Below are 23,481 nucleotides of genomic sequence, written 5' to 3'. Positions count from 1 at the left end.
CCGTACAGAGATCTGAAATTTGTTCCAGCCCATCTTGAGCTTGTATTCCCGCCAGCTAAAGTTCGTTCCGCTGGAGGTACATAGCATGCAAGACATCGACGTTTATCAAGAGCCCGACGAGGAAGCGGGCATCTATACCTGGTGCCTGGAAGACGACACTTTATATGCCGACACGGCGCTCGCGACCCTATTCGGGCTCGATCCCGCCGCGACGCTGAAAGGGCTTCCGGTTACCGATTACATGGCCCGCGTTCACCCGGAGGATCAGGGGCCGGTGGCAACGCTGATCCGCCAGGCGATCGAGGATGGACATCCCTACCGGGCCGAATATCGGGTGCTGGACGCGACCGGTGCGGTAAGGCCGGTCATGGCCTTCGGCCGATGCTTCCGCGACAGGACCGGCCACCCGGTTCACTATGCCGGCATCGTCCACCCGCTTGACCGGCTCGTGTCCTGAAGACGACGACACCAAAAAGGCGGCCCCAAGCCGCCTTTCCAATCGTTTTGAGCCTCCGTGTCCGACCCGCCGTCCCGACAAGGAACCGATCCGGCCGGAACCGGCCTTGACAGGCAGGGCATCGAGGGTAAACCGCGCGACATATTGTTTCGTTCGGGAGTGAGATCTTGAAATCCTTGGCATCCTTTTCCAATTTCGTCGGCAAAACCTTCGCTCTCTGGGTGATCGTCTTCGCCGTCCTCGGCTTCCTCTTTCCAGACACGTTCAAGCAGGTGGCGCCGTGGATCGTCACGCTTCTGTCGATCATCATGTTCGGCATGGGCCTGACGCTGTCGGTCGATGATTTCCGCGAAGTGGTGAAGCGCCCCTTCGACGTCACCATCGGCGTGCTCGGCCAGTTCATCATCATGCCGCTGCTGGCCGTGATCCTGACCAAGGTCATCCCCATGCCGCCGGAAGTGGCGGCGGGCGTCATCCTTGTCGGCTGCTGCCCTGGAGGTACCTCGTCCAACGTCATGACCTATCTGTCGAAAGGCGACGTCGCGCTGTCGGTTGCCTGCACCTCGGTCACCACGCTCGCCGCGCCGATCGTCACCCCTTTCCTGGTCTGGATGTTTGCCAGCCAGTACCTGCCGGTCGATGGCTGGGCTATGTTCATGTCGATCGTCACCGTCGTGCTCGTGCCTTTGGCGCTTGGTGCCGCCCTGCAGAAGATCGCTCCCTCGGTGGTCAAGGCCGCCGTGCCGGCCCTGCCGCTCGTCAGCGTCATCGGCATCGTGTTGATCGTCTCGGCCGTCGTTGCCGCGTCGAAGGGCGCGATTGCCCAGTCCGGCCTGCTGATCTTCGCCGTCGTTGTCCTGCATAACGGCTTCGGTTACCTGCTCGGCTTCTTCGCAGCCAAAGCGGCCGGGCTGTCGCTTGCCAAGCGCAAGGCGATCGCGATCGAGGTCGGCATGCAGAATTCCGGTCTCGGCGCCGCCTTGGCAACGGCCTATTTCTCGCCGCTCGCCGCGGTACCCAGCGCGATCTTCTCCGTCTGGCACAACATTTCCGGTGCCCTGCTGGCCAACTGGTTCTCCGGTCGGCTGGACGAGGAAGACAAGGCCAAGATCAGCCAGACGGCCTGATCTTGGACAATCGATGCAAAACGAAAAGGGCGGCCGACTGGCCGCCCATTCTGATTCTGGAGGTCGATCTCCGCCTTAACGGATGACCATCTGCTGCGGTCCGGCACCGGCGGTCGCGGGCTTCTGCGACGGTGCCTTGGCAGGGGCGGTATCGCCCGAGGTGCCGAGATACTTGTCCCGTTCGCGCCACAGGGCCGGGATCGACAGCAGGCCTACGGCGGTCAATGCGATCGCGGTCTTGGTCCACTCGTTCAGCTCCGGCGTACGACCGTCGAAATAATAGACGAAGTAGACGATCGCGACGTGCCACACATAGACATAGAGCGAGTGGCGGCCGAGCAGGCGCAGGTAACGCAGGGTGAAGACCCAGGTCAGCGCCGAGGCGATGGAGCGCACCCACTGAGCCTTGTGCTTCGGGCCGGCAACCAGCAGCCAGGTGACGAGCGCAGCCATAGCGGCGAAGTTCAGGAGGTAGACCGGACCGAAATCGGCGCGGATTTCCATCGAGGCAAACTTGCCGATCATGTGCGGCGGCATCAGCTCGTTGGCGGTGATCAGGCGCAGCGGCAGGAAGAACAACACCAGCACCAGCGCCACCTTCGGGATGAAGGTATTGTCGGGCGACAGCACGTTGCTCCAGTTGATCTTGCCGGACGAGGTCAGCGCACCGAGCACGAGACCGGAGAAGAACACGATCTGCCAGCCGAACAGATTGAACGACACGCGGATACCCTGGTCGTCAGCGCCCATGATCATCTCGTTGATCGGGATCGTCACGAGCTGCTGCAGGCCAAGCTGGCCAGCCATCCACAGCATCAGCGACGCGGCGACGACATAGTGCCACTTGTCGTCCAGCACGAGCTTGATCAGGATCGGCGCAAACAGCATGTAGACGATATACTGCGGCAGGATATCCATGAAGGTCGGCTGATAGAAGAAGGTGGCGATCGCGGCGAGACGCAGCGGATCGTCGAAATTCGTGTAGCCGAGCCAGTTGAACCAGGTCGTGTAGGCACCCGGCAGGATCATCTGCGCGGCAAGCACGGCGATCACGATCCCCATCGCATAGCGATAGAGTTCGAAAGCGCGGCTATAGACTGCCGAGCGACCGGCGGCATAGCCGGCCTTCATCATCTTGCGGGCATAGACCATGCCGATCATCAGACCCGACAGGAACACGAATCCCTGGGCGTCCTCGACGAAGGCGAGCTGGTTGTGATTGATTTTTACAAGGAAATATCCACCGGCAAAAATGAGGTGGTTCAGTACCATGAATACGAGGAAATACCCTCGCATTCCATCAATGATTTCAAAGCGCTTCATCGATCGCGGTCTCCGTCTCTACCGGGTCCGATGGCGCTATGCCGGTCGGTCCGTAAGGCCTCTTCGGGCCAGGAAGTCACGCGCCTAGAACGTCGCGAGAAGCCGGTGGGTTCCGGCTGAATCGGGTTTTAGCCGACGTTCAGACATTTCAACCGTAAACAGTCCGTGATGACTGTCACATGAACGGGATTTGACGAGCCTTGTGGAAAACTACTCGGCAGCGACACGGCGCAAACCGGCGGCCTGCGTGAGATAGGCGCGGATCGCGGCGGGTTTGACCGGTTTGTGCTGGACGCCGATCCCGTGCCGCTCGGCCTCGGCCCGTACATCCGGCGTGCGGTCCGCCGTGATCAGCAGGGCAGGGATGTCGCTCTGGTAAAAGGCCCTGAGTGCGAGGATTGCCTCGATGCCGTTTCCGTCGCTGAGGTGATAGTCGGCAATCACGATATCCGGTGCCCGCTCCCGCCTGCCCATGATCTCGCCGAGATCAGCCATCGATTGCGCCTGACCGACGGTGCAGCCCCAGCCGGTGGTGAGCAGCACCATGCCTTCGAGAATCTTCGGCTCGTTGTCGACGCAGAGTACGCGCAGGCCACTCAGCACATCGACCGGGCGGCTGCGGGAACGCCTTGTGTGGGAAGCCGCCGTCGAGGAAGCGGCAAGGTCGCGGGCGATGTCGACCCTGAAAGCGGTGCCGCGCCCCGGCGTGGAGGCGAGCCGCACCGGATGGCTGAGCATGCGCGACAGCCGGTCGACGATGGAAAGCCCCAGCCCGAGCCCACTTGCGGTTCTGGCACCGTCGTCCAGCCTGGCGAATTCCTTGAACACGGTGCGGAACTTGGAGGACGGAATGCCGATGCCGGAATCGAGCACTTCGATGACGACGCGGTCGCCGCGACGCCGCGCGCCGACCAGCACCTTGCCTTCGATCGTGTATTTGATCGCGTTGGAAACGAGGTTCTGTACCAGGCGGCGCAGGAGGTTGGCATCGGAAACAACCTTGAGCGACGTCGGCATCACCACGAACTCGAGGTTTTTCTCCCGCGCCATCGGCGCGAAATCCGTCTCGATCCGCTTGAACAGGTCGTCGAGGCCGATCGAGCCGAAGCGCGGCTTCATCGCGCCGGTATCGAGCCGCGAAATGTCGAGCACGGCGCCGAGGATCGTCTCGACCGATTCCAGAGAAGAGTCGATATTGCGCGCGATGGCGGCATTCTTGTCGCCGCTACCAAGCCTCTCGACCAGTGCGGAGGAATAGAGCCGCGCGGCATTGAGCGGTTGCAGGATGTCGTGGCCGGCGGCGGCGAAGAAGCGGGTCTTGCTGATATTGGCCTCGTCGGCCGTCGCCCTGGCCTCGCCGAGCTCCCGGTTGACTCGCATCAGCTCGGCAGTGCGTTCGCCGACGCGCTGTTCCAGGGTCTCGTTCGCCTGCTTGAGCGCCTGGTCTGCCGCGACCCGCTCCGAAATGTCCGTGAAGGTGGCAACGAAGCCGGCATCCGGCATCGGGTTGGTGCGGACTTCGATGATCCGCTCTCCCCGCTGCACGACAAGCGCGAAGGAGGCGCCGAGTTCCTTGAACTGGCCGATGACCGACTGCCTGTCGCTCTCGGCGATCTCGCCCCGTTCCACCAGAAGCGAGATCATGTCTGTGAGCAGGAAGCCCACCTGGCCTGCCTGCTCCGGCAGATCCAGCAATTGCCGGAAACGCCGGTTCCAGATCGTCAGCCGGTCGGAACTGTCGAAGACGGCGATGCCCTGATCCATCTGCGAAAGCGCGGTCTGCAGCATATCCTGGTTATATTGCAGGGCCTCGCTTGCCTGGTCGAGAAGCCAGGCCGTGTCCGAATTCGTGTCCTCGGCCTTCTGCAGGATCAGTGACAGGACAAGCCGCGCGGACGACGAGCCGATGGCGCTGCCCAGCAATTGTTCGGAAAAGTGGATCATCGCCATGTCGGCGGGCTGGTCGTCCTGGAAGCGTCGCCCGGCGGTCTTCTCGTAATTGGAGAAGGACCGCAGCATCCGTTCTTCCCCGAGATAACGAGCGATCACCGTCTTCAGGTCGCCGACGCTGATGCGGGTCTTCCAGCCGCGGGTGGCGAACTGGGCGCGCAGCTGCCGCTTGACGAAAATCCCGGCCTGCAGCCGTTCCACCGGTCGCGGGTTGCGGGATATAGAGCCCAATACGAAGGCGATCGTGTTGAGTGCCAGGCTGAAGATCGTCGTCGTGACGAAGGGATCGATATTGGGTGCGGAGAAGATCGCCGTGCCCGGGAAGATGAAATTCAGCACGGCTGCGGCGATATAGGAATTGTCCGGCCCGCCGAGGCTTGGCAGGAACAGCAGATAGGCCCAGGCCAGGAAGCCGAAGGACAGGCCAAGGATCGCGCCGCGCGCATTTGCCCGTCGCCAGACGAGGCCCAAAAGCAGGGCAGGGGCAATCTGTGCAATGGCTGCAAAGGCGAGAAGCCCGATCGAGGCAAGGCCCGACTGGCTGTCGGCCATGCGATAATAGCCATAGCCGAGCAGCATGACGGCAAAGATCGACGCCCGCCTGATGTTGAGCAGCGTGCGGGTCAGGTCCTGCTGCCCGGCCGAATAGGCGACGAGCTTCCGCCGCAGGAAGAGCGGAATGACGATGTCGTTGGAGATCATGATCGACAGCGCCACCGATTCCACGATCACCATCGCGGTTGCCGCCGAGAAGCCGCCGATGAAGGTCATCAGCGTTACAAAAGGCAGCCCCGCCTCGAGCGGCAGGGTCAGCACATAGAGATCGGCATCGCCGACGCCACCGAAGGTTATCAGCCCGGCGGCGGCGATGGGCAGGACGAAGAGATTGATGGCGATGAGATAGACCGGCAGCAGGAAGCCGGCCGCCCGGCGTTCCCGCGGCGTGCGGTTCTCCACCACCGTCACATGGAACTGCCTGGGCAGGATGACGATCGCGAAGGCCGAGATCAGGATGATCAGGATCCACCGGCTGAGCGGCGTCTCGTAGGATGCGGCCGAGGTCACCAGCAGATTTTCGGAGGCCTTGGCGGCGAGATCCAACCAGCCGTCGAAGATGAAGAACACCACCGCTATGCCGACGGTGGCAAAGGCCACGAGCTTGACGAGCGACTCCATCGCCACAGCCAGGATCAGCCCGTCCTGATGCTCGGTCGCGTCGGTATGTCGGGTGCCGAACACGATCGCGAAACAGGCCATCAGCACGGTCACAATCAGCGCCAGGTCGACGAAATGCAGGTTGCCGCTACCGATGCCGAAATCCGACGGGTTGACCATGACGGCGACCGAACTGGAGACCGCCTTCAGCTGCAGGGCGATATAGGGAACGGTGCCGACCAGCATGACGATGGCGACGATGGCCGCAACCGTCGAATTCTTGCCGTAGCGGGCGGCGATGAAATCGGCGATCGATGTCAGCTTCTCGGCCTTGGCCAGTTCGACGATCCGCCGGATGATCGGCATGCCGAGCGTAAAGGCGAGGATCGGCCCGACATAGATCGCCGCGAATTCCAGCCCCCGCTGGGATGCCAGCCCGACGCCGCCGAAATAGGTCCAGGATGTGCAATAGACGGCAAGGCTCAGCGCATAGACGATCGGCCGCCCACCTGCCGGTACCCCGGCAAGGCGACTGCGCCTGTCGCCATAGCTCGCCACGGCGAAAAGCAGCAGGATATAAGCGAATGCCGAGACAAGGATCACCCAGCCTGGAAGCATATTCCCTCCGCCGCACACAAATGCGCTCCTCGGCGCGAATGTAAGCGATATGCCAGGTCTTGGAAATCGGCGGCGTCTCGGCAAAAAGTCCAATGGATCGCTGTTCGCGTCCGAGCGATTGTCAGCTTTAAGCCTTTGGGCTTTTGCACCTTTTCAGTATTTCCTGATGCACTATGTTGGTCCCGACACCAACCAGTGAGAGGGGTAATGTCCATGTCCGTCGTCAGCGAATTCCGTTCCTTCATCGCCAAAGGCAACGTCATCGACCTCGCGGTCGGTATCATCATCGGCGGTGCCTTCACCGGCATCGTCACGTCTCTTGTCAACGACCTCGTCATGCCGGTCGTCGGCGCGATCACCGGTGGCGGTTTCGATTTCTCCAATTATTTCCTCGCACTGTCGAGTGCGGTCACCGCGCCGTCTCTGGAAGAGGCCCGCAAGCAGGGCGCCGTCTTCGCCTACGGCAGCTTCATCACCGTCGCCATCAACTTCCTCATCCTCGCCTTCATCATCTTCCTGATGGTCAAGGGCGTGAACAAGCTGCGCGCCATGGAAGAAAAGAAGCCGGTCGACGAGACCCCGGCTCCTCCGCCGGCCGACATCCAGCTTCTGTCCGAGATCCGCGACATTCTCAAGACGCGGTAATCCGCGGGCCATCTCGCGACGCGGCATTCATCAGAACAATGAATTGCCGGCTCACGGATTGTCATGGAATTTCGTCCTTCTCCTGCGCTAAAGGAGGAGGACGAAACAACAGGAAATCCGCATGTCGCTTCTCGCCTCGCTCAGCCCCCGCGCCCTTGCTGCTCCTGAGAGCGGCATCGTCGAGATCATCAACCACGCCCGTATTGGCGGACGTCAGGACCTGATCCCGCTCTGGGCCGGCGAGGGCGAACTTCCGACCCCGGATTTCATCAACCGGGCAGCATCCGAGGCGCTTATCGGCGGCGAGACATTCTACACCTGGCAGCGGGGGATTCCCGAACTGCGCCAGGCGCTTTCGGACTATTACGCGCGGCACTTCTCGGTCGCGCTGCCGATGGAGCATTTTTACGTCACCGGATCGGGCATGCACGCCATCATGATGGCGGTTCAGGCGATCTGTGGTCCGGGCGACGAGATGATCTACCTCTCGCCGACCTGGCCGAACATCGTTTCCGCAATCGAGATTTCCGGCGCCGTCGCAACCGGCCTGCCGCTGGAATTCACCGGCGGCGCCTGGTCGCTCGACATCGCCAAGCTGGAAGCGACGATCACGCCGAAGACCAGGGGCCTGTTCATCAATACGCCGTCCAACCCGACCGGCTGGACCGCAACGAAGGAAGATCTGGCCGCCATCCTGGGGCTTTGCCGCAAGCATGGTCTCTGGATCATCGCCGACGAGATCTATGCCCGCTATTATTACGGTGGCGCGGTGCGCGCTCCGTCCTTCCTCGACGTGTCCGAACCGGATGACCGCATCATCTACGCTAATTCCTTCTCCAAGAACTGGTCGATGACCGGCTGGCGCGTCGGATGGCTTGTAGCGCCCAAGGAGCTCGGCCAGGTCATCGAGAACCTGGTTCAGTATTCCAATTCCGGCGTGGCGCAGTTCATGCAGCGCGGCGCCGTGGTGGCCCTCAACGAGGGCGACGCCTTCGTCGAGGAGAATATCGACCGGGCCCGCAAGTCGCGCGACATCCTCTGCGACATGCTGATCGCCACAAACCGCGTCCAGACGCTGAAGCCCGACGGTGCGCTCTATGCCTTCCTCAAGGTCGACGGCATCACCGACAGCCGCCAGGCTGCGTTTGACATCGTCGACAAGCCAGGTGTGGCGCTGGCGCCGGGATCGGCTTTCGGCAAGGGCGGCGAGGCGTTCCTGCGCGCCTGTTTCCTGCGCAATCCGGCACAGATCGAGGAGGCGGCCGAGCGCCTTTCGACCTATATCAAGGCACTTTGAAACCGATACGACCTTAGTTGCATAAAACTTTATGCATGGCCGAAAAGGTCTGTTATACACACTTGCTAATATAGATACGGCAGCCCCGTAAATGTAATCAATGAGCAAGTGCCATGGTGTTTTCCTGCCGAAAACATAAAGGCAGGGAAGCATTGTCATGGCGGTTCTGGTAACTGGCGGAGCGGGATATATCGGCAGCCACATGGTGTGGGCGCTGCTGGATGCGGGCGAGGACGTGGTCGTGCTCGACCGCTTGTCGACCGGTTTCCGCTGGGCCGTGCCGGATGCCGCTCGCTTCTATCTCGGCGATGTCGGCGACAGGAAGCTGCTGCCGGAGATCTTCGCCGAAAACAACATCGACGCCATCATGCATTTTGCCGGCTCGATCGCCGTGCCGCAGTCGATGGCCCAGCCGCTCGACTACTACGAGAACAACACGAGCAAAACCCGCCTTCTTGCGGCCGCGGCAGTTGCAGCCGGCATCAAGCATCTCGTCTTTTCTTCCACGGCCGCCGTTTATGGCGAGCAGGCGGATGACACGCCGGTTCTGGAAAGCGCGCCGACGCTTCCGAAGAACCCCTATGGCCAGTCGAAACTGATGTCGGAACTGATGCTGCGCGATGCCGCCGCGGCCCATGATTTCCGCTATGTGGCGCTGCGTTATTTCAACGTTGCAGGCGCCGATCCGCTCGGCCGCACGGGTCTGTCCACCGAGGGTGCGACGCACCTGATCAAGATTGCCTGCGAGGCGGCACTCGGCAGTCGCCCGGGCGTCGATGTCTACGGCACCGATTACCCGACGCCTGACGGCACCGGGATCCGCGACTATATCCACGTGACCGATCTCGTCGCGGCGCATCTGAAGGCGCTGAGCTATCTGCGCCGCGGCGGCGAGCCGCTGATCGCCAATTGCGGCTACGGCCGCGGTTATTCGGTGCTCGAGGTTCTGGATGCGGTGAAGCGTGTCAGCGGCCGTTCCTTCGACATCAGCTACGGACCGCGCCGGCCGGGCGATGCCGCAAGCGTCGTCGCCAATTCGACACTTGCCCGCAGATTGCTGGAATGGCAGCCACGTCACGACGATCTCGACCTGATCGTCGACACCGCCATCGCCTGGGAGGGCCAGCTGGCCGCGCGTCGCAGCGAGGGCCTGAAGAGCCTGCATCATCGCATGATGGCTGTCGGCTTCTAGTCCTTGCGCCAGGCCGCTGTGTCTCACGCCCGGGATCGGCGGCCCTGTGCTGCCGGCACGGGTGTCATGCCGAAACGCCGGTAGCGGACGGGAGAATCGGGGTATATGGAAATCCGACCAATCGGACCCGATACCATGCGTGCCTTCGCCACCGCCGCTCTCGTCTTTCTTGCTTTCGGCCTTGCCGCGTCACCGGCCGCCAGCGCTTCCGACATTGGCGGCCAACCGCCCGCATCTCCTCCACTGAAGGTAAGGCTGGTCGAGCCGAAACTGCATTTTGCCAAGGCAGCGGATGGATCAGGCGCCCGGGTGGCGCTGACCTTCGATGCCTGCATGGGCGCGGTGGATGAGCGCATTCTCTCCACTCTGATCGATGAGCGCATTCCCGCCACCGTTTTCGTCACGGCGCGCTGGCTGCGCAAGAATCCCGCGACGGTCGCGGTCTTTCTGGCCCATCCCGATCTCTTCGAAATCGAGAACCACGGGGAAAACCATGTGCCGGCAATCGACGTCGCTATGCCCGTCTACGGCATCCCGGCGGCCGGATCGCCGGAAGCCGTGTCGCGGGAGGTGGCCAGGGGCGCCGAGGCGGTGATCGCGGCGGGCTTTCCGGCACCCCATTGGTTCCGCGGCGCGACCGCCAAATACGACAGGGCCTCGATCGACGAGATCCGCGCCATGGGTTACCGCATAGCAGGTTATTCGCTGAACGGTGACGACGGCTCCCTGCTCGGCGCCGGTGCCGCCGAAAAGCGGATCGCGGCCGCGAAGGACGGGGATGTCGTCATCTCGCACATCAACCAGCCCACCCACGCGGCAGGCCAGGGCGTGGCGAATGCCATCCTCAAGCTCAAGGCCCGCGGCGTCGAGTTCGTGCGGCTCGCGGATGTCGAGCCCGTTGGCGACAACGACACGACCTCGGCCCGGCCGGGGCTGTTTTGAAATGCGAGGGCGCAATGTATGACGCAGCAGCGCCCCCGGACAGAAAACTCTGGCTGAGCGCAGCCGCCTATACGACGGCCGTGCGGCTTCTGCGAGGCCACTCTTGAGCCGCTGAGGCCAGCCCTTCCAGCTTCTCCAGGATGAGGGCAGGCGTATCGGTGGCGAAAAACTCCGCGGCAAGGGCCTCTGCCCTCTGGCGGTAGATCGGCACGCCCAGTATCGCGAGCACGGCATCCTTTATCATTTTCTCTGTCGGCTCGCTGGTGGCGAGATTGATGCCGGCGCCCGACCAGGCGACGCGCGCATTGACGTCCCCCTTGTCCTCGGTCACGCCGGCGCCGACGATCGGAATGCCATGGCTGAGCGCCTGATTGACGCTGCCATAGCCGCCATTGGTGACGAACACGTCCACCTTGGGCAAGAGCCAGTCGAAGGGCAGGTAGTCCGCGGTGCGCGCGTTGGCGGGCAGCGGCGCCGGCAGTGCCTCGGCCGCGCGGCCGCCGGCGGTAACGACCACCAGAATGTCGGGCCGTTCGGCCAACGCCTTCAACGTCGGGATGACCAGTTGGTCGAAATTGAGGTTGGAGACCGTGCCCTGCGTCACAAGCACCACCTTGCGCGAGCCGTCGAGCTCGTGAGCCCAGTCGGGCAATGGCGCCTGGCCGGGCATGATCGGCAATGCTCCGGCAAAAACGACCGACGGCGGAAGGTTCTTTCTCGGAAACTCAAAGCTTGCGACCGTCATCTGCAGGAAGAGATCGGGAAGCAACACGGCGGCATCGTGTACGTTCGACTGCAGCGGCGGGCAGCCCATTTCCTTGAGCAGCTCGTTCAGTCTGTCGAGTACGGGCCGGACTATCTGTTTGTCCTGCTCGGTGGCCATTGTCGCATAGGCGTCCAGTTCAGCCTTGTTGACGGCCGGCGGTAGCCCCAGGAAGGTCGGCGCGCCGTCGTCTCGCGGCGCATGCAGGAACATCGTGCCGCACACTGCAATGGGTGGCCGCGCTGAACGGGGTCCGAGAAGCATCGGGAATATGCCGAAGAACGTGTTGTCCACCAGTATGGCATCGGCGGGAAAGTCTGCGAGCACATCGCCCAGGCCGGCACTCTGCAACGGGACAACGTCGATGAAGATCTTGCGCGACATCGCAAGCCGCCTTTCCGGGCCTTGCGGGATGCGCGCAATGTCGGGAATGACCGTCTCGATCCTTCTCAAATCGAAATTGGCGCCCGGCGGAAGACTGCAGAAACGCGCGCCCGCTTCTTCCACCTGGCGGCGAAAGATATCCCCGGTCAGGACCGCGACCTCGTGGCCGGCGGCAATCAGTATGCGTCCGATCGAAAGAATTGGATTGAGGTGACCCGTTGCGGGTGTCGATGCGAGAAGGAATTTCATGATCTGCGTCCCCTGTCGTTGGGACAGGGCATATGCGGCCTGTCCGAATGGCGCGCCAATCTCTTCGCGCGCTGTGTCCCCCTGAGGTCCCCGGGGGCGCGTTGATAACGACGCGGGAGAGTTGTCTGCGTGTTACAGCGCGGGACGGACGCGCTACATTTTTAGCATTTCGCGGGTGTTCGGCGCTTCCCCTTGGCGCCATGGGCGCACCTGCCGGCAAAGTGCGGATGCGTGGCTTTTCCTCAGCCGACCTCGGCCCATATTGCAAGTGAGGGCTGGTTGCGGATCGTCGGGGCCGCAGAGCCGCTTTTAACCGGAGGGGTGCAACGATGAAACCTTATGTCATCTGCCACATGATCACCTCGCTTGACGGCGGGTTGCATGCGAGCAGCTGGACGACAAGTCCGGATGGAGATCGCGAAGACTGGTCTGCCTATTACGAAAAGATCCACCGTGATTTCGCCGCCGACGGCTGGCTGGTGGGGCGCGTGACCATGGCGGAAATGTCCAAGGCCGAGGCGCATCCGCCCTCCGACCCGTCGGAGGTCAATCGCCCGGTCCATATTGCGGACGACGCTGCGGCATCCCACGCGATTGCTCTCGATCCGTCGGGCAGGCTCCATTTCTCCGGCGCGGACCTCGATGGCGATCACGTCGTCGTCCTGCTGGGGCGCGATGTCGGTGACGATCACCTAGCGGAGCTCGCGACGGACGGGGTCTCCTATATCGTCTCCGATGGGGACGAGGTTGACCTTGCCGCGATGATCAGGGCGCTCGGCCGCGAATTCGGCATCAAGCGCCTGCTGCTCGAAGGCGGCGCCGGCATCAACGGCTCGCTGTTCGCGGCAGGCCTCGTCGATGAGCTGAGCCTCGTCGTGGCGCCGGCGCTGGACGCCCGCAAGGGTGGCGACCGGATCGTGGAATTCGGAGAGGAGGGGCTCGCCGGCAAATGCACCCTGTCCCTCATGAGCTGCACGGAGGTCGGCTCGGGATTGCTGCATCTCCGCTATCGTGTTTCGAAGGCGTGAGTGCGGGGCGTCATCTTGTTGAGAACTTCGGAAGGCTTAAGGGTAAGTCGGTCCGACGAATGCAGACCGGGCCGAGGGGAGCTGAGCGACAGATGAAATTCACATGCTTCTGCCGATACATCACTTTTGCGGCCATCTCTCTCCTGTCCGTGCCGGCCCTTGCAGCTGCCGAGGAAAAGCCGGCAAGTATCGAGGATTTCTTCGCCGGGCAGGGATGTGCAATCGGCCCTGCGACCTATGACGCCGCGATCCGGGCCGGTTTCGAGCCGGAGGCAATCGACAGACTGAAGGAGAAGGCCCGCGCCGATGAGAAGACGGTGATCACCGGCGACTGGCTGGTTCTGTCGCCGCAGGCCTGCACGATCCGCATTCCGAAGATCGAGAGCGCGATCAGGCTGGGTGACCCGGAAGTGGTCAAAAGCACGTCGGCAAAGGATGCTTACTCAGCCGACGGCGATCCGGGCTGCTTCCTTGTCGGATCGGTCTACGAGGAGGTCATCACCACCCGCGGCTGGTTTCCCGACATTGCCAATCTCGAATATATCCGCTTTCTCGCGGAAGGGATCGCATCCGGCACGCTATCCTTTTATTCGCCCGATCCCCTGAGGACGCCTCCCGGCGTAATGATAACATCCGGCGAATGCGCCGACGTGCCCTCCATGGCGGATGTCAGGCGCAGCCACGCTCTGCTCGTCGAGCATTTCGACACGTTCGTGCGCGCATACCTTAACGACGATTGCGAGAAAGGCGGCATGGCGATGATAGAGGTAGGAGATATGACCAAGAAATTGGGTGGAGAGAGCCGCGTCAACGCCTGGACGTTTTTCGAAGTCGAGATGATTGCCAGGGGAGCAGGCTGGTGGGAGGGCATGGGTGCCAAGGAGAAGGGCGCGCCCCGCCCGCCGATGTGCCACTACAAGTAACCAGCGCAGAAGGTGGCCCGCAAACGGACGGTCGCTCCTGCTAGTTCGGTAGCTGTCGAAGATATAAGGGAGGAAAATGGTGCTGCTAGAGAGATTTGAACTCTCGGCCTCTCCCTTACCAAGGGAGTGCTCTACCCCTGAGCTATAGCAGCATTCAGGCGGCGCGGGCATGTGCCGCGTCGTTGGTGAGCGGCCTATTGCCATAGCTTCACCGGGAGCGCAAGCCGCAATTTCCAAGTTCTTTTGCCGACGATGGGGAAAACTTCGGCTGCGCTTTTGTTTCCGGGGCTTTTTGGTTATTGAGGGCGATGGCCGAAAATGACGAGACCGACAACGAGACAAGCCCGCCGCGCGGCGAAAGCCGGGGCGACCGGGCGCGTGCGGCGCAGGCTGCCCGCGAGGCGGAGCGCCGGGCCAAGGCGTCGGCCAAGCTGCGAGAGAACCTGATGCGCCGCAAGGGACAGGCCCGCGCCAGGCGCGCCGGCGAGGCCGACGAAACGCAGGGTCTGCCAGCATCTGTGCCCGCTGCCGCAAAATCGGACGAATCATCCTGATCTACTCCGGCTTTCGGGGTCTCACAGGATTTCACAACATTGATGAGCCGGGGCTTTTCGTCTAAGGACGCTGCCTTTCGCGCTTGAGAGGGAAAGTTTTTCAATCATGGATCGCATCCGCATTACCGGCGGCAATGAGCTGAACGGCATCATTCCGATTTCCGGCGCAAAGAACGCGGCTCTGCCGCTGATGATCGCATCGCTTCTGACGAGCGATACGCTGACGCTCGAAAACGTACCGCATCTGGCCGACGTCGAGCAGCTTCTGCGCATCCTCGGCAATCACGGTGTGGATATTTCCGTCAATGGCCGCCGCGAAGGCCAGGCAGAAAGCTATGCCCGCACGATCCAGTTCACCTGCCGCACCATCGTCGACACGACCGCCCCTTACGAGCTGGTCTCCAAGATGCGCGCATCTTTCTGGGTCATCGGCCCGCTTCTGGCGCGTGAGGGCAGGGCCCGAGTCTCGCTGCCGGGCGGTTGCGCCATCGGCACGCGTCCGGTCGATCTCTTCCTCGAAAGCCTTGCCGCACTCGGCGCCGAGATCGAGATCGATGGCGGGTATGTCAATGTTACGGCACCTCCCGGTGGTCTGGTCGGCGCGCATTACACCTTCCCCAAAGTGTCCGTCGGTGCGACCCACGTTCTCCTGATGGCGGCGACGCTCGCCAAGGGCACGACCATCATCGATAACGCCGCCCGCGAGCCCGAGATCGTCGATCTTGCCGACTGCCTCACAGCCATGGGCGCAAAGATCACCGGCGCCGGCACGAAGACAATCACCGTCGAAGGCGTCTCGTCCCTGCATGGTGCCCGTCACCGCGTCCTGCCAGACCGCATCGAGACCGGTACCTATGCCATGGCCGTCGCCATGACAGGCGGCGACGTGACGCTGACCGGTACACGCGCCTCGCTGCTCGACAATGCGCTCGACACGCTGAAGCTAGCCGGTGCCGAGATCACCGAGACGGAAAGCGGCCTGCGCGTCGTGCGCAACGGCAACGGCATCCAGCCGGTCGATATCGTCACCGAACCCTTCCCGGGCTTCCCGACTGACCTGCAGGCGCAGTTCATGGCACTGATGACCCGCTCCTCGGGTGTCTCGCATGTGACGGAAACAATTTTCGAAAACCGCTTCATGCACGTTCAGGAACTGGCCCGTCTCGGCGCCAAGATCTCGCTGTCGGGCCAGATGGCCCGCATCGAGGGCGTGTCGCGCCTAAAGGGCGCGCCGGTCATGGCGACCGACCTGCGCGCTTCCGTCTCTCTCGTCATCGCCGGCTTGGCCGCCGAAGGAGACACGATGGTCAGCCGCGTCTACCATCTCGACCGTGGTTTCGAGCGCCTGGAAGAGAAGCTCACCCGCTGCGGCGCCGTCGTCGAACGCGTCAGCGACTGACCGAACCGCAACGATCCACTTTTTAAGAGGGACGGCAGGGAAACACCTTGCCGTCCCTTTTTGCATGCCTATGTCAGAAGCGCACCCCAACTTGAAAACTGCGCATCGTCCTTTCCGAAAGCCGGTTCCGGTTGTCGGGGCGATGCCGTCTCCCGCCTCATATTCATGATCCGGCTTTCCACGGAGATTTTCCCATGGCTGATGCTTCCTCACATGTATGGTTCATTACAGGCTGCTCGACCGGCTTCGGCCGCGAGCTCGCCAGGCAGACGATTGCCCGCGGCTTTCCGACGGTCGCGACCGCGCGCGACAAGAGCAAGCTCGCCGATCTTGTCGACGGGCACAGCAACGCGCTGGCGCTTGATCTCGATGTCACCGACCAGGCCCAGATCGGCGCAGCGGTAAAAGCCGCCAAAGAAAAGTTCGGCCGCATCGATGTCCTCGTCAACAACGCCGGCTACGGCTACCAGGCCTCGATCGAGGAGGGCAGGGACGACGAGATCCGCGAGATGTTCGATGCCAATGTCTTCGGCCTCTTCGCCATGACCCGCGCGGTGCTGCCGGGCATGCGGGCGCGCCGCAAGGGCCACGTCATCAGCCTGACCTCGCAGGCAGGTTTCATCGGTTTCCCGGGCTCCGGTTATTATGCCGCGAGTAAGCATGCGGTCGAAGGCTTTTCCGATGCACTGGCGACCGAAGGCGCGCCGGTCGGCATCAAGGTCACCTGCGTGGCGCCCGGTCCCTTCCGCACCGACTGGGCCGGTCGCTCCCTGCGGCAGACACCGGTCGAGATCCCGGAATATCAGGAGACCGCGGCCGTGCGGATGAAATTCACCGCCGGCAACAGCGGCAAGCAGCCCGGTGATCCGGTGCGCGCCGGCGAGGCGATGATCACGATCGTCGAAAGCGAAAATCCGCCGCGCCATCTGGTGCTCGGTGAGGATGCTTTCAACGGCGTGACGCGCAAGCTGAAGCGCAGCCTCGACGAGATCGAAAGCCTGAAGGAACTCACCCTTTCGACCGATTTCCCGAAGTAACGCTCCACAACAGCCCGGCATCCGTCTTGCGCCGGGCTGTTGCTTCTTCGCCGGTCCCATCCTATCTCCAGCGCATGGAACAACAGGCCGCCCCCTGCGGCCCAAGGATGGAACGGTAGCGCATGACCGAGCTGAAGCTTCTCGCTCTCGACAAGGATGACCTGGACGTCGTCTCCGCCCATATGCAGGATGCCGTCTTCAAGCTTGCCGATGTCAGCTGGTCGGCTACGGAAAAGATGTTTTCGCTCGCCGCCAACCGGTTCGACTGGGAGGCTGCGACCGGCAAGCGCAAGGGTTTTGAGCGTCATCGCGCAGCCCTCGTCTTCAAACGGGCTCTTGCCGTCCGCTCCACCGGCATCGATCGCAATCGCAAGGAAGACGTGCTCTCGCTCCTCGCCGTCCGTTTCGTCCAGAAGGGCGAAGGCCCGGAAGGAACGGTCGAACTCGTGCTCTCCGGCGACGCGACCATCGCGCTTGATGTCGAATGCATCGAAGTCGCTCTTGCAGATATCGGCGGCGCATGGGAAACCGCATCGAGGCCGCGCCATCCCTGATCCCATCTCTTGACCGGGTGACGGCTCCCTGGGGCCTCATTCTGGCATTGGAATGGAAGGACTATCCGCGTGGCAACTTGGCTTGAACAGGCATCCGGTGATTTCGAGGCGCGCTTTGCCGCGTTTCTGTCGACCAAGCGCGAGGTTTCCGAAGACGTCAATGCCGTGGTCAAGGCGATCATCGACGATGTGCGTGCCCGCGGCGATGCAGCGCTGATCGAATATTCCGCCCGCTTCGAGAAGGTCGATCTCGCCAAGGTCGGCATCCGCGTGTCCGAGGCCGAGATCGACGCGGCCTTGGCCGAAACCGATCCCGCCGTCATCGACGCCCTGAAGCTGGCCGCCGAGCGCATCGAAAAGCACCATGCCCGGCAGATGCCGAAGGACGATATCTACGAGGATGCGATCGGCGTCGGCCTCGGCTCCCGCTGGACGGCGATCGAGGCGGTCGGGCTCTACGTGCCGGGCGGTACCGCGAGCTACCCGAGTTCCGTGCTGATGAATGCCGTGCCGGCCAGGGTTGCCGGCGTGCCGCGCCTCGTCATGGTCGTGCCGGCCGGCGGCGGCAAAATCAATCCGGCCGTGCTCGCCGCTGCCCGCATCGCCGGCGTCACGGAAATCTACCGCATCGGCGGTGCGCAGGCCGTCGCGGCACTCGCCTATGGCACCGAGACCATCGCTTCGGTCGCGAAGATCGTAGGCCCCGGCAATGCCTATGTCGCGGCCGCTAAGCGCCAGGTCTTCGGCACGGTCGGCATCGACATGATCGCCGGCCCTTCGGAAGTGCTGGTCATCGCGGACAGGGACAATGACCCGGACTGGATCGCCGCCGATCTTCTGGCCCAGGCCGAACATGATGCCGGCGCCCAGTCGATCCTGATGACCGATGACGCCGAATTCGGCCGTGCGGTGGAGCAAGCCGTCGAGCGCCAGCTGAAGACGGTGTCGCGCGCCGAGATCGCCACTGCCAGCTGGCGGGATTTCGGGGCGGTCATCCTGGTTAAGGATTTCAAGGCGGCCCTGCCGCTTGCCAACCGCATCGCTGCCGAGCATCTGGAACTGGCCGTCGCCGACCCCGATGCGCTGATGCCGGGCATCATCAATGCCGGCGCGATCTTCATCGGCCGCCACACGCCGGAAGTGATCGGCGATTATGTCGGCGGCTCCAACCACGTATTGCCGACGGCACGTTCGGCCCGCTTCTCCTCCGGCCTCGGCGTGCTCGATTTCGTCAAGCGCTCGTCGATCCTCAGGCTCGGCCCGGATCAGCTGCGCAAGCTTGCGCCGGCGGCCATCACGCTGGCGAAGTCGGAAGGGCTCGATGCCCATGCGCGCTCGGTCGCGATCCGCCTCAACGCCAACCCAGACGACAACGGGGGCTAGGCATGGGGCAGGGCGACTTCCGGCTCTTCGACGTCGTCCTGGACGACACGATCGGGCGCTCGACGCCCGATGTCGAGCATGAGCGGGCGGTCGCCATCTTCGATCTCGTCGAGGAAAATTCCTTCACACCCTTCGGCCACGCCGGCGGGCCTTACAAGCTGCGCCTGTCGCTTGCCAATGCCAGGCTGGTCCTTGCGATCACCACCGAGGCGGATGAGGATGTCGCAACCCACATCCTGTCGCTGACGCCGTTCCGTCGGATCATCAAGGACTATTTCATGATCTGCGAGAGCTATTACGAGGCGATCAGGACGGCGACGCCGTCGCGCATCGAGGCGATCGACATGGGCCGCCGCGGCATCCACAACGAAGGCTCGCAGACCCTGATGGACCGGCTGGACGGTAAGATCAGCGTCGATTTCGACACCGCGCGGCGGCTCTTCACGCTCGTCTGCGTGCTCTACTGGCGCGGCTGACCATGGCAATCGACGCGCCGACCCGCAAGGAGACGATCGGCATACCGACGGCGATCCTTTTCATGTGCGGACAGAATTCCATCCGCTCCCCGATGGCCGAAGCCATTGCAAAAAGCCTGCTGCAACCCGATATCTACATCCAGTCGGCCGGCGTTCGCTCCGGTGAGCCTGATCCCTTCGTCGATGTCGTGCTGGAAGAAATCGGTCTTTCGCTCAACAGCAAGCGACCGCACAAGCCGCGTACGCTGGAAGAGATTGAAGACGATTTCTTCGACCTGATCGTGACGTTGACGCCGGAAGCCCATCACGTGGCGCTGGAACTGACGGGGTCGAGCCCGGTCGACGTGGTCTACTGGCCGACCATGGACCCGACGGCGACGACCGGGACGCGTGACCAGGTTCTCGATGCCTACAGGGCCGTGCGGGACCATCTCTGGAAGCTGATCGACCGGCGGATGAAACCCATTCGCAGGCCGCCGGCGCCCAGTAATTGACCAGTTGCAAGATTAGCCGTCAGGCGAGGTTCACAAAGCGGACACGATTGTGTAGTTTCCGCCCAATTTTCGCGGCCGGTGGAGAATGCTCCGCCGTGCTTGCGTTCCAACCACAGAAAGAAAACCAGTAAATGGCTAAAGAAGAAGTCCTCGAATTTCCGGGCGTCGTCACGGAACTGCTGCCCAATGCGACATTCCGCGTGAAGCTCGAAAACGAACATGAAATCATTGCCCACACCGCCGGCCGCATGCGCAAGAACCGTATCCGCGTTCTGGCGGGCGACAAGGTTCTCGTCGAAATGACCCCGTACGACCTGACCAAGGGTCGCATCACCTACCGCTTCAAGTAAGCGGTTTCAGGCAGGGCATGACCTCGCATGGCGCTTGAGCAAAAGCTGATACTGGCATCGGGTTCGCCGCGCCGCCTCGATCTCCTGAACCAGGTCGGCATTGCGCCAGCGCGCCTGATGCCGATGGATATCGACGAGACGCCGAAGCGGGCCGAGCATCCCCGCTCGCTCGCCCGCCGCCTCTCCACCGAAAAGGCCGAGGCCGCCTACCGGGCGGTGAAGGACGATCCGGCCTGGCGGCACAGCTATATCCTGTCCGCCGACACGGTGGTGGCCGTCGGCCGCCGCATCCTGGAAAAGACCGAGTATACCGAAGAGGCATCCGCGGCACTGCATCTTCTCTCCGGCCGCGGCCATTGGGTGTATACCGGCATCTGCCTCGTGACGCCCGGCGGCCAGTTCCGCCAGAAGGTCGTGCAGACCAAGGTTCGCTTCAAGCGGCTCTCGACCGTCGAGATCGAAAACTACATCGCGTCCGGCCAGTGGCGCGGCAAGGCCGGCGCCTATGCCATCCAAGGCATTGCCGGCGCCTTCGTGCAGAAACTCGTCGGTTCATACAGCAATGTCGTCGGCCTTCCGCTTTACGAAGTCACGACGCTGATGGCCGGCGAAGGTTTTGACGTGCCCGCGGCATGGCCGGAAGCCTGATTTCCGCCTGATCCGCTTGAGCCTCGCGTCCGGCGCGAGCCCAGACAGACTGCAAGATAAAAGAGGAGTTGCTCCATGGCATCCGAACCCATCAAGACGGGCGGCAAGGTCGAGCCGCTCAGGAAGACCAGGGCCTGCGCCGAATGCGGCAAGCCCTCGACCCGCGAAAGCTATCCTTTCTGCTCCGAGCGCTGCCGCAATCTCGACCTCTCCCGCTGGCTGAACGGCTCCTACGCCATTCCGGTGGCCGACGACGAGCGCAAGGCGGACGACGACGGGCGGGAGTGACCCGCCCGGCCGGCCGTGGCTCACTCCGGCGGCCGATCCTGACGGGCAGATGGCGCCGGACTTTGCGCAGATGCGCGAATGGAATTTCCCGAATGCCGGTTATCCCCATTCGCCGACGCCCGGTTGGCCGCTGTTTTTAAAAGAGAATTCGACATTTTCGCAAACCTGTCAAAAAAGTCGCGACGGGTGCTGGACATGGCCGAACAAGATGTTATAACCCCGCTCGCTCCCGGGGGATTGCTCCTCCGGACGGTCTCAAACGACCGGCAGGCCTGAACCAAGGCCTCGGATGCCCGGATAGCTCAGTTGGTAGAGCAGCGGATTGAAAATCCGCGTGTCGGTGGTTCAAATCCGCCTCCGGGCACCATTTTTTTCTAAAAATTTTTCAGTAACTTGTGCTTAGGCAAGGCTAGTACGCGTACTTTTCGGTGTTGCGTTTTGTCACGCACCAAATCCCTTGATTGCGGATGAAATGCCGACACTATCGGCAAGTCTGTGCGAAAAGCCGTAACATCGGGAAGCAAGAGGGTGGTAGATTATCGCGATTCACATGCAAGGTGAGAAACAATGTTCAGTGGGTTTCCCAAGTCTGTTTTCGAGATAATCGACGCGAACGGCCAGCATAAAGGTACGGTTCCAGGCGTTTACAGTAGCGATATGATCGCGATAGATGATGCCTCTGCCAGTCTCGTTGTTGGCGATGAGCTTCGTCGCAAGCTTCCAAATGGCACTGAAGAGGCTTTCGAGATCATAGATCCTGTCTTCTATGATGGTGGGCGAATGATCCCAGCCCACTTCCAAGTTAAAATCCGACGGAAAGGCGCCTTCAACCCTGGCACTGGAGGCAACTACACCATCCACGTCAGCGGAAGCAACGCTCGAGTTAATCTCAACTCTACAGATAATTCATCAAACATCGTCAACAACAATCGCGTGTTTTCTGAATTAAGAGCAGCAATCAGCGAGCATGTCTCAGATGATTCGGCTCGGGTTTTGTTGTTGAACTCAGTGGACGACATGGATGCAGCCAAAGCGGATAAGCCAAATTTTTTGAACGCATACCAACATTTCATTGCGACCGCTGCAGACCATATAACTGTGGTGGCTCCGTTTCTTCCAGCATTAGCTCCTCTTTTAGGGTGATCGCATGGACATCAAGTCGTTTGTTTCAGAGACGCTCACACAGATCCTAGAGGGTGTTCGAGAGGCGCAGAAGCGGCCCGGTGGCCAAGACATTGCGGCAGATGGTTACAGCATAGGGGCGCCCGACGGCCAGCTAATGGATGGTGGCACGAGTGGCATTTTCACTACTGTCGGTTTCGACATTTCGGTAATCGCGGAGGCGAAAGAGGGCGGTTCAAGCGTGCGAGTAGCTGACACGCATGTCATGGATGGAGCATCGAAAACCGCACAGAACGCAAGCCGCGTGAAGTTTTCTGTTCATGTTCGACTTCCCGAAGGAGGGCAAAGCCGGGACGGTCGTGGCACTAGATCCTCTCATTCCGGCAGCTCTCTGGCTGACTATAATCCGCTTGACTACTGACTTATTGGAGCGATCGTCCACCTTCTTCTCCCGCCCAGCCACTACCGTCGCCCGTGATCTCATAGGTGTCGAGCTCGAATTCGACGGCTCCGCCGGCATCATCGTCGAGACGGAGGCCTATGAGCGGGATGATCCGGCGTCGCATAGTTTTCGCGGCGAGAGCCCGCGGACGCGCACCATGTTCGGTCCGCCGGGGCATGCCTATGTCTACCGGTCCTACGGCATCCACTGGTGTCTGAATTTCGTCTGCCTTCCGGGGTCGGCGGTGCTGATCCGGGCGCTGCAGCCGGTCAGCGGGATTGCGGAGATGGAGGCGCGGCGGGGGCGCAATGATCCGCTACTGCTCTGCTCAGGTCCGGGGCGTCTCTGCCAGGCGCTCGGCGTTACCGTCGCACATGACGGGCTGTCGCTGTTTGCGCCGCCGTTCAGGCTGGCGGCGCCGGAGGTGAGCCCACTGGTGGTGACCGGACCGAGGATCGGAATCACGCGTGCGGTCGAACACCCATGGCGCTTCGGCCTCGAAGGATCGGCCTATCTCAGCAAACGCTTTCCGCCGCAGCCCGCCGTGTGACACGGCTCTCCCCCCGTTGGCGCATAACCTTGCGTAGCCCCATTCTGGTGCACTGCACGCCCGGGTTGGCGAAGCGTTTATCTTTTACATGCCTTGTGTAGCAAAACGGCCCGGTTCTACTGCGCATTAAC

Annotated in this window: 24 protein-coding genes and 2 tRNA genes; 22 read left to right on the top strand and 4 right to left on the bottom strand. The window is 62.1% G+C overall.

Features of this window, described 5'->3' with window-relative positions:
- Positions 1-85: 85 nt before the first annotated feature.
- Both BM216_RS09635 and BM216_RS09630 read left to right on the top strand, forming a co-directional pair.
- The gene (locus BM216_RS09635) at positions 86-457 is read left to right on the top strand and encodes a PAS domain-containing protein (protein ID WP_092998386.1); all 372 of its coding nucleotides are present in this window, start codon (positions 86-88) and stop codon (positions 455-457) included.
- Between the two features lie 167 nt (positions 458-624).
- Positions 625-1,584: a bile acid:sodium symporter family protein gene (locus BM216_RS09630; protein ID WP_092998384.1), complete on the top strand. Its 960-nt coding sequence runs from the start codon at positions 625-627 to the stop codon at positions 1,582-1,584.
- Positions 1,585-1,659: 75 nt separating this feature from the next.
- Here BM216_RS09630 and opgC read toward each other — a convergent pair whose 3' ends face one another.
- Complete coding sequence (gene opgC, locus BM216_RS09625; RefSeq protein WP_092998382.1) at positions 1,660-2,907, bottom strand: OpgC family protein; 1,248 nt, start codon at positions 2,905-2,907, stop codon at positions 1,660-1,662.
- 210 nt (positions 2,908-3,117) lie between these two features.
- A complete protein-coding gene (locus tag BM216_RS09620) occupies positions 3,118-6,630 on the bottom strand; it encodes a hybrid sensor histidine kinase/response regulator (protein WP_092998380.1) in 3,513 nt (1,170 codons plus the stop codon).
- A 213-nt stretch (positions 6,631-6,843) separates the two neighbouring features.
- Here BM216_RS09620 and mscL point away from each other — a divergent pair, with 213 nt between their 5' ends.
- From mscL to BM216_RS09600, 4 genes are all read left to right on the top strand, one after another.
- Complete coding sequence (gene mscL / locus BM216_RS09615) at positions 6,844-7,275, top strand: large conductance mechanosensitive channel protein MscL (protein WP_092998529.1); 432 nt, start codon at positions 6,844-6,846, stop codon at positions 7,273-7,275.
- Between the two features lie 121 nt (positions 7,276-7,396).
- Positions 7,397-8,572, top strand: coding sequence for a pyridoxal phosphate-dependent aminotransferase (locus BM216_RS09610; protein ID WP_092998378.1), 1,176 nt, complete (start codon positions 7,397-7,399; stop codon positions 8,570-8,572).
- Between the two features lie 157 nt (positions 8,573-8,729).
- Complete coding sequence (galE, locus tag BM216_RS09605) at positions 8,730-9,764, top strand: UDP-glucose 4-epimerase GalE (RefSeq protein ID WP_092998376.1); 1,035 nt, start codon at positions 8,730-8,732, stop codon at positions 9,762-9,764.
- 105 nt (positions 9,765-9,869) lie between these two features.
- Positions 9,870-10,706: a polysaccharide deacetylase family protein gene (locus BM216_RS09600; protein ID WP_244530128.1), complete on the top strand. Its 837-nt coding sequence runs from the start codon at positions 9,870-9,872 to the stop codon at positions 10,704-10,706.
- A gap of 67 nt (positions 10,707-10,773) precedes the next feature.
- Here BM216_RS09600 and BM216_RS09595 read toward each other — a convergent pair whose 3' ends face one another.
- Positions 10,774-12,102 (bottom strand): glycosyltransferase, encoded by a 1,329-nt coding sequence (locus BM216_RS09595; protein ID WP_092998374.1) that lies wholly within the window; start codon positions 12,100-12,102, stop codon positions 10,774-10,776.
- 329 nt (positions 12,103-12,431) lie between these two features.
- Between BM216_RS09595 and BM216_RS09590 the strand changes: the two genes are divergently transcribed.
- The gene (locus BM216_RS09590) at positions 12,432-13,130 is read left to right on the top strand and encodes a RibD family protein (protein ID WP_092998372.1); all 699 of its coding nucleotides are present in this window, start codon (positions 12,432-12,434) and stop codon (positions 13,128-13,130) included.
- Between the two features lie 92 nt (positions 13,131-13,222).
- Positions 13,223-14,053, top strand: coding sequence for a hypothetical protein (locus tag BM216_RS09585; protein WP_092998370.1), 831 nt, complete (start codon positions 13,223-13,225; stop codon positions 14,051-14,053).
- A 77-nt stretch (positions 14,054-14,130) separates the two neighbouring features.
- Here the strand turns inward: BM216_RS09585 and BM216_RS09580 are convergent.
- Positions 14,131-14,205: transfer RNA gene (locus BM216_RS09580), tRNA-Thr, on the bottom strand.
- A 156-nt stretch (positions 14,206-14,361) separates the two neighbouring features.
- Between BM216_RS09580 and BM216_RS09575 the strand changes: the two genes are divergently transcribed.
- The 14 genes from BM216_RS09575 (at position 14,362) to BM216_RS09510 (ending at position 23,350) form a co-directional block, all read left to right on the top strand.
- A complete protein-coding gene (locus BM216_RS09575) occupies positions 14,362-14,607 on the top strand; it encodes a hypothetical protein (RefSeq protein WP_092998368.1) in 246 nt (81 codons plus the stop codon).
- Between the two features lie 106 nt (positions 14,608-14,713).
- The gene (murA, locus tag BM216_RS09570; RefSeq protein ID WP_092998366.1) at positions 14,714-16,006 is read left to right on the top strand and encodes a UDP-N-acetylglucosamine 1-carboxyvinyltransferase; all 1,293 of its coding nucleotides are present in this window, start codon (positions 14,714-14,716) and stop codon (positions 16,004-16,006) included.
- Between the two features lie 194 nt (positions 16,007-16,200).
- The gene (locus BM216_RS09565) at positions 16,201-17,043 is read left to right on the top strand and encodes an oxidoreductase (RefSeq protein ID WP_092998364.1); all 843 of its coding nucleotides are present in this window, start codon (positions 16,201-16,203) and stop codon (positions 17,041-17,043) included.
- Positions 17,044-17,165: 122 nt separating this feature from the next.
- Positions 17,166-17,597, top strand: a complete 432-nt coding sequence (locus BM216_RS09560) for a DUF2948 family protein (RefSeq protein ID WP_092998362.1) — start codon at positions 17,166-17,168, stop codon at positions 17,595-17,597.
- Between the two features lie 69 nt (positions 17,598-17,666).
- Positions 17,667-18,980, top strand: a complete 1,314-nt coding sequence (gene hisD, locus BM216_RS09555) for a histidinol dehydrogenase (RefSeq protein WP_092998360.1) — start codon at positions 17,667-17,669, stop codon at positions 18,978-18,980.
- Positions 18,981-18,982: 2 nt separating this feature from the next.
- Positions 18,983-19,456, top strand: coding sequence for a UPF0262 family protein (locus BM216_RS09550; RefSeq protein ID WP_092998358.1), 474 nt, complete (start codon positions 18,983-18,985; stop codon positions 19,454-19,456).
- Between the two features lie 62 nt (positions 19,457-19,518).
- A complete protein-coding gene (locus BM216_RS09545) occupies positions 19,519-19,950 on the top strand; it encodes an arsenate-mycothiol transferase ArsC (protein WP_092998525.1) in 432 nt (143 codons plus the stop codon).
- Between the two features lie 131 nt (positions 19,951-20,081).
- Complete coding sequence (infA, locus tag BM216_RS09540; protein ID WP_004435948.1) at positions 20,082-20,300, top strand: translation initiation factor IF-1; 219 nt, start codon at positions 20,082-20,084, stop codon at positions 20,298-20,300.
- Between the two features lie 27 nt (positions 20,301-20,327).
- Positions 20,328-20,948, top strand: a complete 621-nt coding sequence (locus BM216_RS09535; RefSeq protein WP_092998356.1) for a Maf-like protein — start codon at positions 20,328-20,330, stop codon at positions 20,946-20,948.
- Between the two features lie 75 nt (positions 20,949-21,023).
- Positions 21,024-21,236 carry a DNA gyrase inhibitor YacG gene (gene yacG / locus BM216_RS09530; protein ID WP_092998354.1) on the top strand — a complete coding sequence of 71 codons (213 nt, stop codon included), beginning with the start codon at positions 21,024-21,026 and terminating at the stop codon, positions 21,234-21,236.
- 291 nt (positions 21,237-21,527) lie between these two features.
- Positions 21,528-21,603, top strand: a tRNA-Phe gene (locus BM216_RS09520).
- 200 nt (positions 21,604-21,803) lie between these two features.
- Positions 21,804-22,379 (top strand): hypothetical protein, encoded by a 576-nt coding sequence (locus BM216_RS09515; protein WP_092998350.1) that lies wholly within the window; start codon positions 21,804-21,806, stop codon positions 22,377-22,379.
- A gap of 4 nt (positions 22,380-22,383) precedes the next feature.
- A complete protein-coding gene (locus tag BM216_RS34010; protein WP_177230724.1) occupies positions 22,384-22,779 on the top strand; it encodes a hypothetical protein in 396 nt (131 codons plus the stop codon).
- Positions 22,769-23,350 (top strand): DNA-3-methyladenine glycosylase, encoded by a 582-nt coding sequence (locus tag BM216_RS09510; RefSeq protein WP_244530127.1) that lies wholly within the window; start codon positions 22,769-22,771, stop codon positions 23,348-23,350. The genes BM216_RS34010 and BM216_RS09510 overlap by 11 nt, the downstream gene beginning before the upstream one ends.
- Positions 23,351-23,481 lie beyond the last annotated feature (131 nt).

The sequence above is a fragment of the Rhizobium sp. NFR07 genome (genome assembly GCF_900111905.1).
Classification (GTDB): Bacteria; Pseudomonadota; Alphaproteobacteria; order Rhizobiales; family Rhizobiaceae; genus Neorhizobium.
Note: the sequence above shows the minus strand (reverse complement) of the source record. Positions and strands in the feature narration are given on the sequence as shown.

Bases quoted from the DNA above. Each gene is read 5' to 3' on its own strand.
- BM216_RS09635 (WP_092998386.1), top strand. From the start codon at position 86: ATGCAAGACATCGACGTTTATCAAGAGCCCGACGAGGAAGCGGGCATC.
- opgC (WP_092998382.1), bottom strand. From the start codon at position 2,907: ATGAAGCGCTTTGAAATCATTGATGGAATGCGAGGGTATTTCCTCGTA.
- BM216_RS09620 (WP_092998380.1), bottom strand. From the start codon at position 6,630: ATGCTTCCAGGCTGGGTGATCCTTGTCTCGGCATTCGCTTATATCCTG.
- mscL (WP_092998529.1), top strand. From the start codon at position 6,844: ATGTCCGTCGTCAGCGAATTCCGTTCCTTCATCGCCAAAGGCAACGTC.
- BM216_RS09610 (WP_092998378.1), top strand. From the start codon at position 7,397: ATGTCGCTTCTCGCCTCGCTCAGCCCCCGCGCCCTTGCTGCTCCTGAG.
- galE (WP_092998376.1), top strand. From the start codon at position 8,730: ATGGCGGTTCTGGTAACTGGCGGAGCGGGATATATCGGCAGCCACATG.
- BM216_RS09600 (WP_244530128.1), top strand. From the start codon at position 9,870: ATGGAAATCCGACCAATCGGACCCGATACCATGCGTGCCTTCGCCACC.
- BM216_RS09595 (WP_092998374.1), bottom strand. From the start codon at position 12,102: ATGAAATTCCTTCTCGCATCGACACCCGCAACGGGTCACCTCAATCCA.
- BM216_RS09590 (WP_092998372.1), top strand. From the start codon at position 12,432: ATGAAACCTTATGTCATCTGCCACATGATCACCTCGCTTGACGGCGGG.
- BM216_RS09585 (WP_092998370.1), top strand. From the start codon at position 13,223: ATGAAATTCACATGCTTCTGCCGATACATCACTTTTGCGGCCATCTCT.
- BM216_RS09575 (WP_092998368.1), top strand. From the start codon at position 14,362: ATGGCCGAAAATGACGAGACCGACAACGAGACAAGCCCGCCGCGCGGC.
- murA (WP_092998366.1), top strand. From the start codon at position 14,714: ATGGATCGCATCCGCATTACCGGCGGCAATGAGCTGAACGGCATCATT.
- BM216_RS09565 (WP_092998364.1), top strand. From the start codon at position 16,201: ATGGCTGATGCTTCCTCACATGTATGGTTCATTACAGGCTGCTCGACC.
- BM216_RS09560 (WP_092998362.1), top strand. From the start codon at position 17,166: ATGACCGAGCTGAAGCTTCTCGCTCTCGACAAGGATGACCTGGACGTC.
- BM216_RS09550 (WP_092998358.1), top strand. From the start codon at position 18,983: ATGGGGCAGGGCGACTTCCGGCTCTTCGACGTCGTCCTGGACGACACG.
- BM216_RS09545 (WP_092998525.1), top strand. From the start codon at position 19,519: ATGTGCGGACAGAATTCCATCCGCTCCCCGATGGCCGAAGCCATTGCA.
- infA (WP_004435948.1), top strand. From the start codon at position 20,082: ATGGCTAAAGAAGAAGTCCTCGAATTTCCGGGCGTCGTCACGGAACTG.
- BM216_RS09535 (WP_092998356.1), top strand. From the start codon at position 20,328: ATGGCGCTTGAGCAAAAGCTGATACTGGCATCGGGTTCGCCGCGCCGC.
- yacG (WP_092998354.1), top strand. From the start codon at position 21,024: ATGGCATCCGAACCCATCAAGACGGGCGGCAAGGTCGAGCCGCTCAGG.
- BM216_RS09515 (WP_092998350.1), top strand. From the start codon at position 21,804: ATGTTCAGTGGGTTTCCCAAGTCTGTTTTCGAGATAATCGACGCGAAC.
- BM216_RS34010 (WP_177230724.1), top strand. From the start codon at position 22,384: ATGGACATCAAGTCGTTTGTTTCAGAGACGCTCACACAGATCCTAGAG.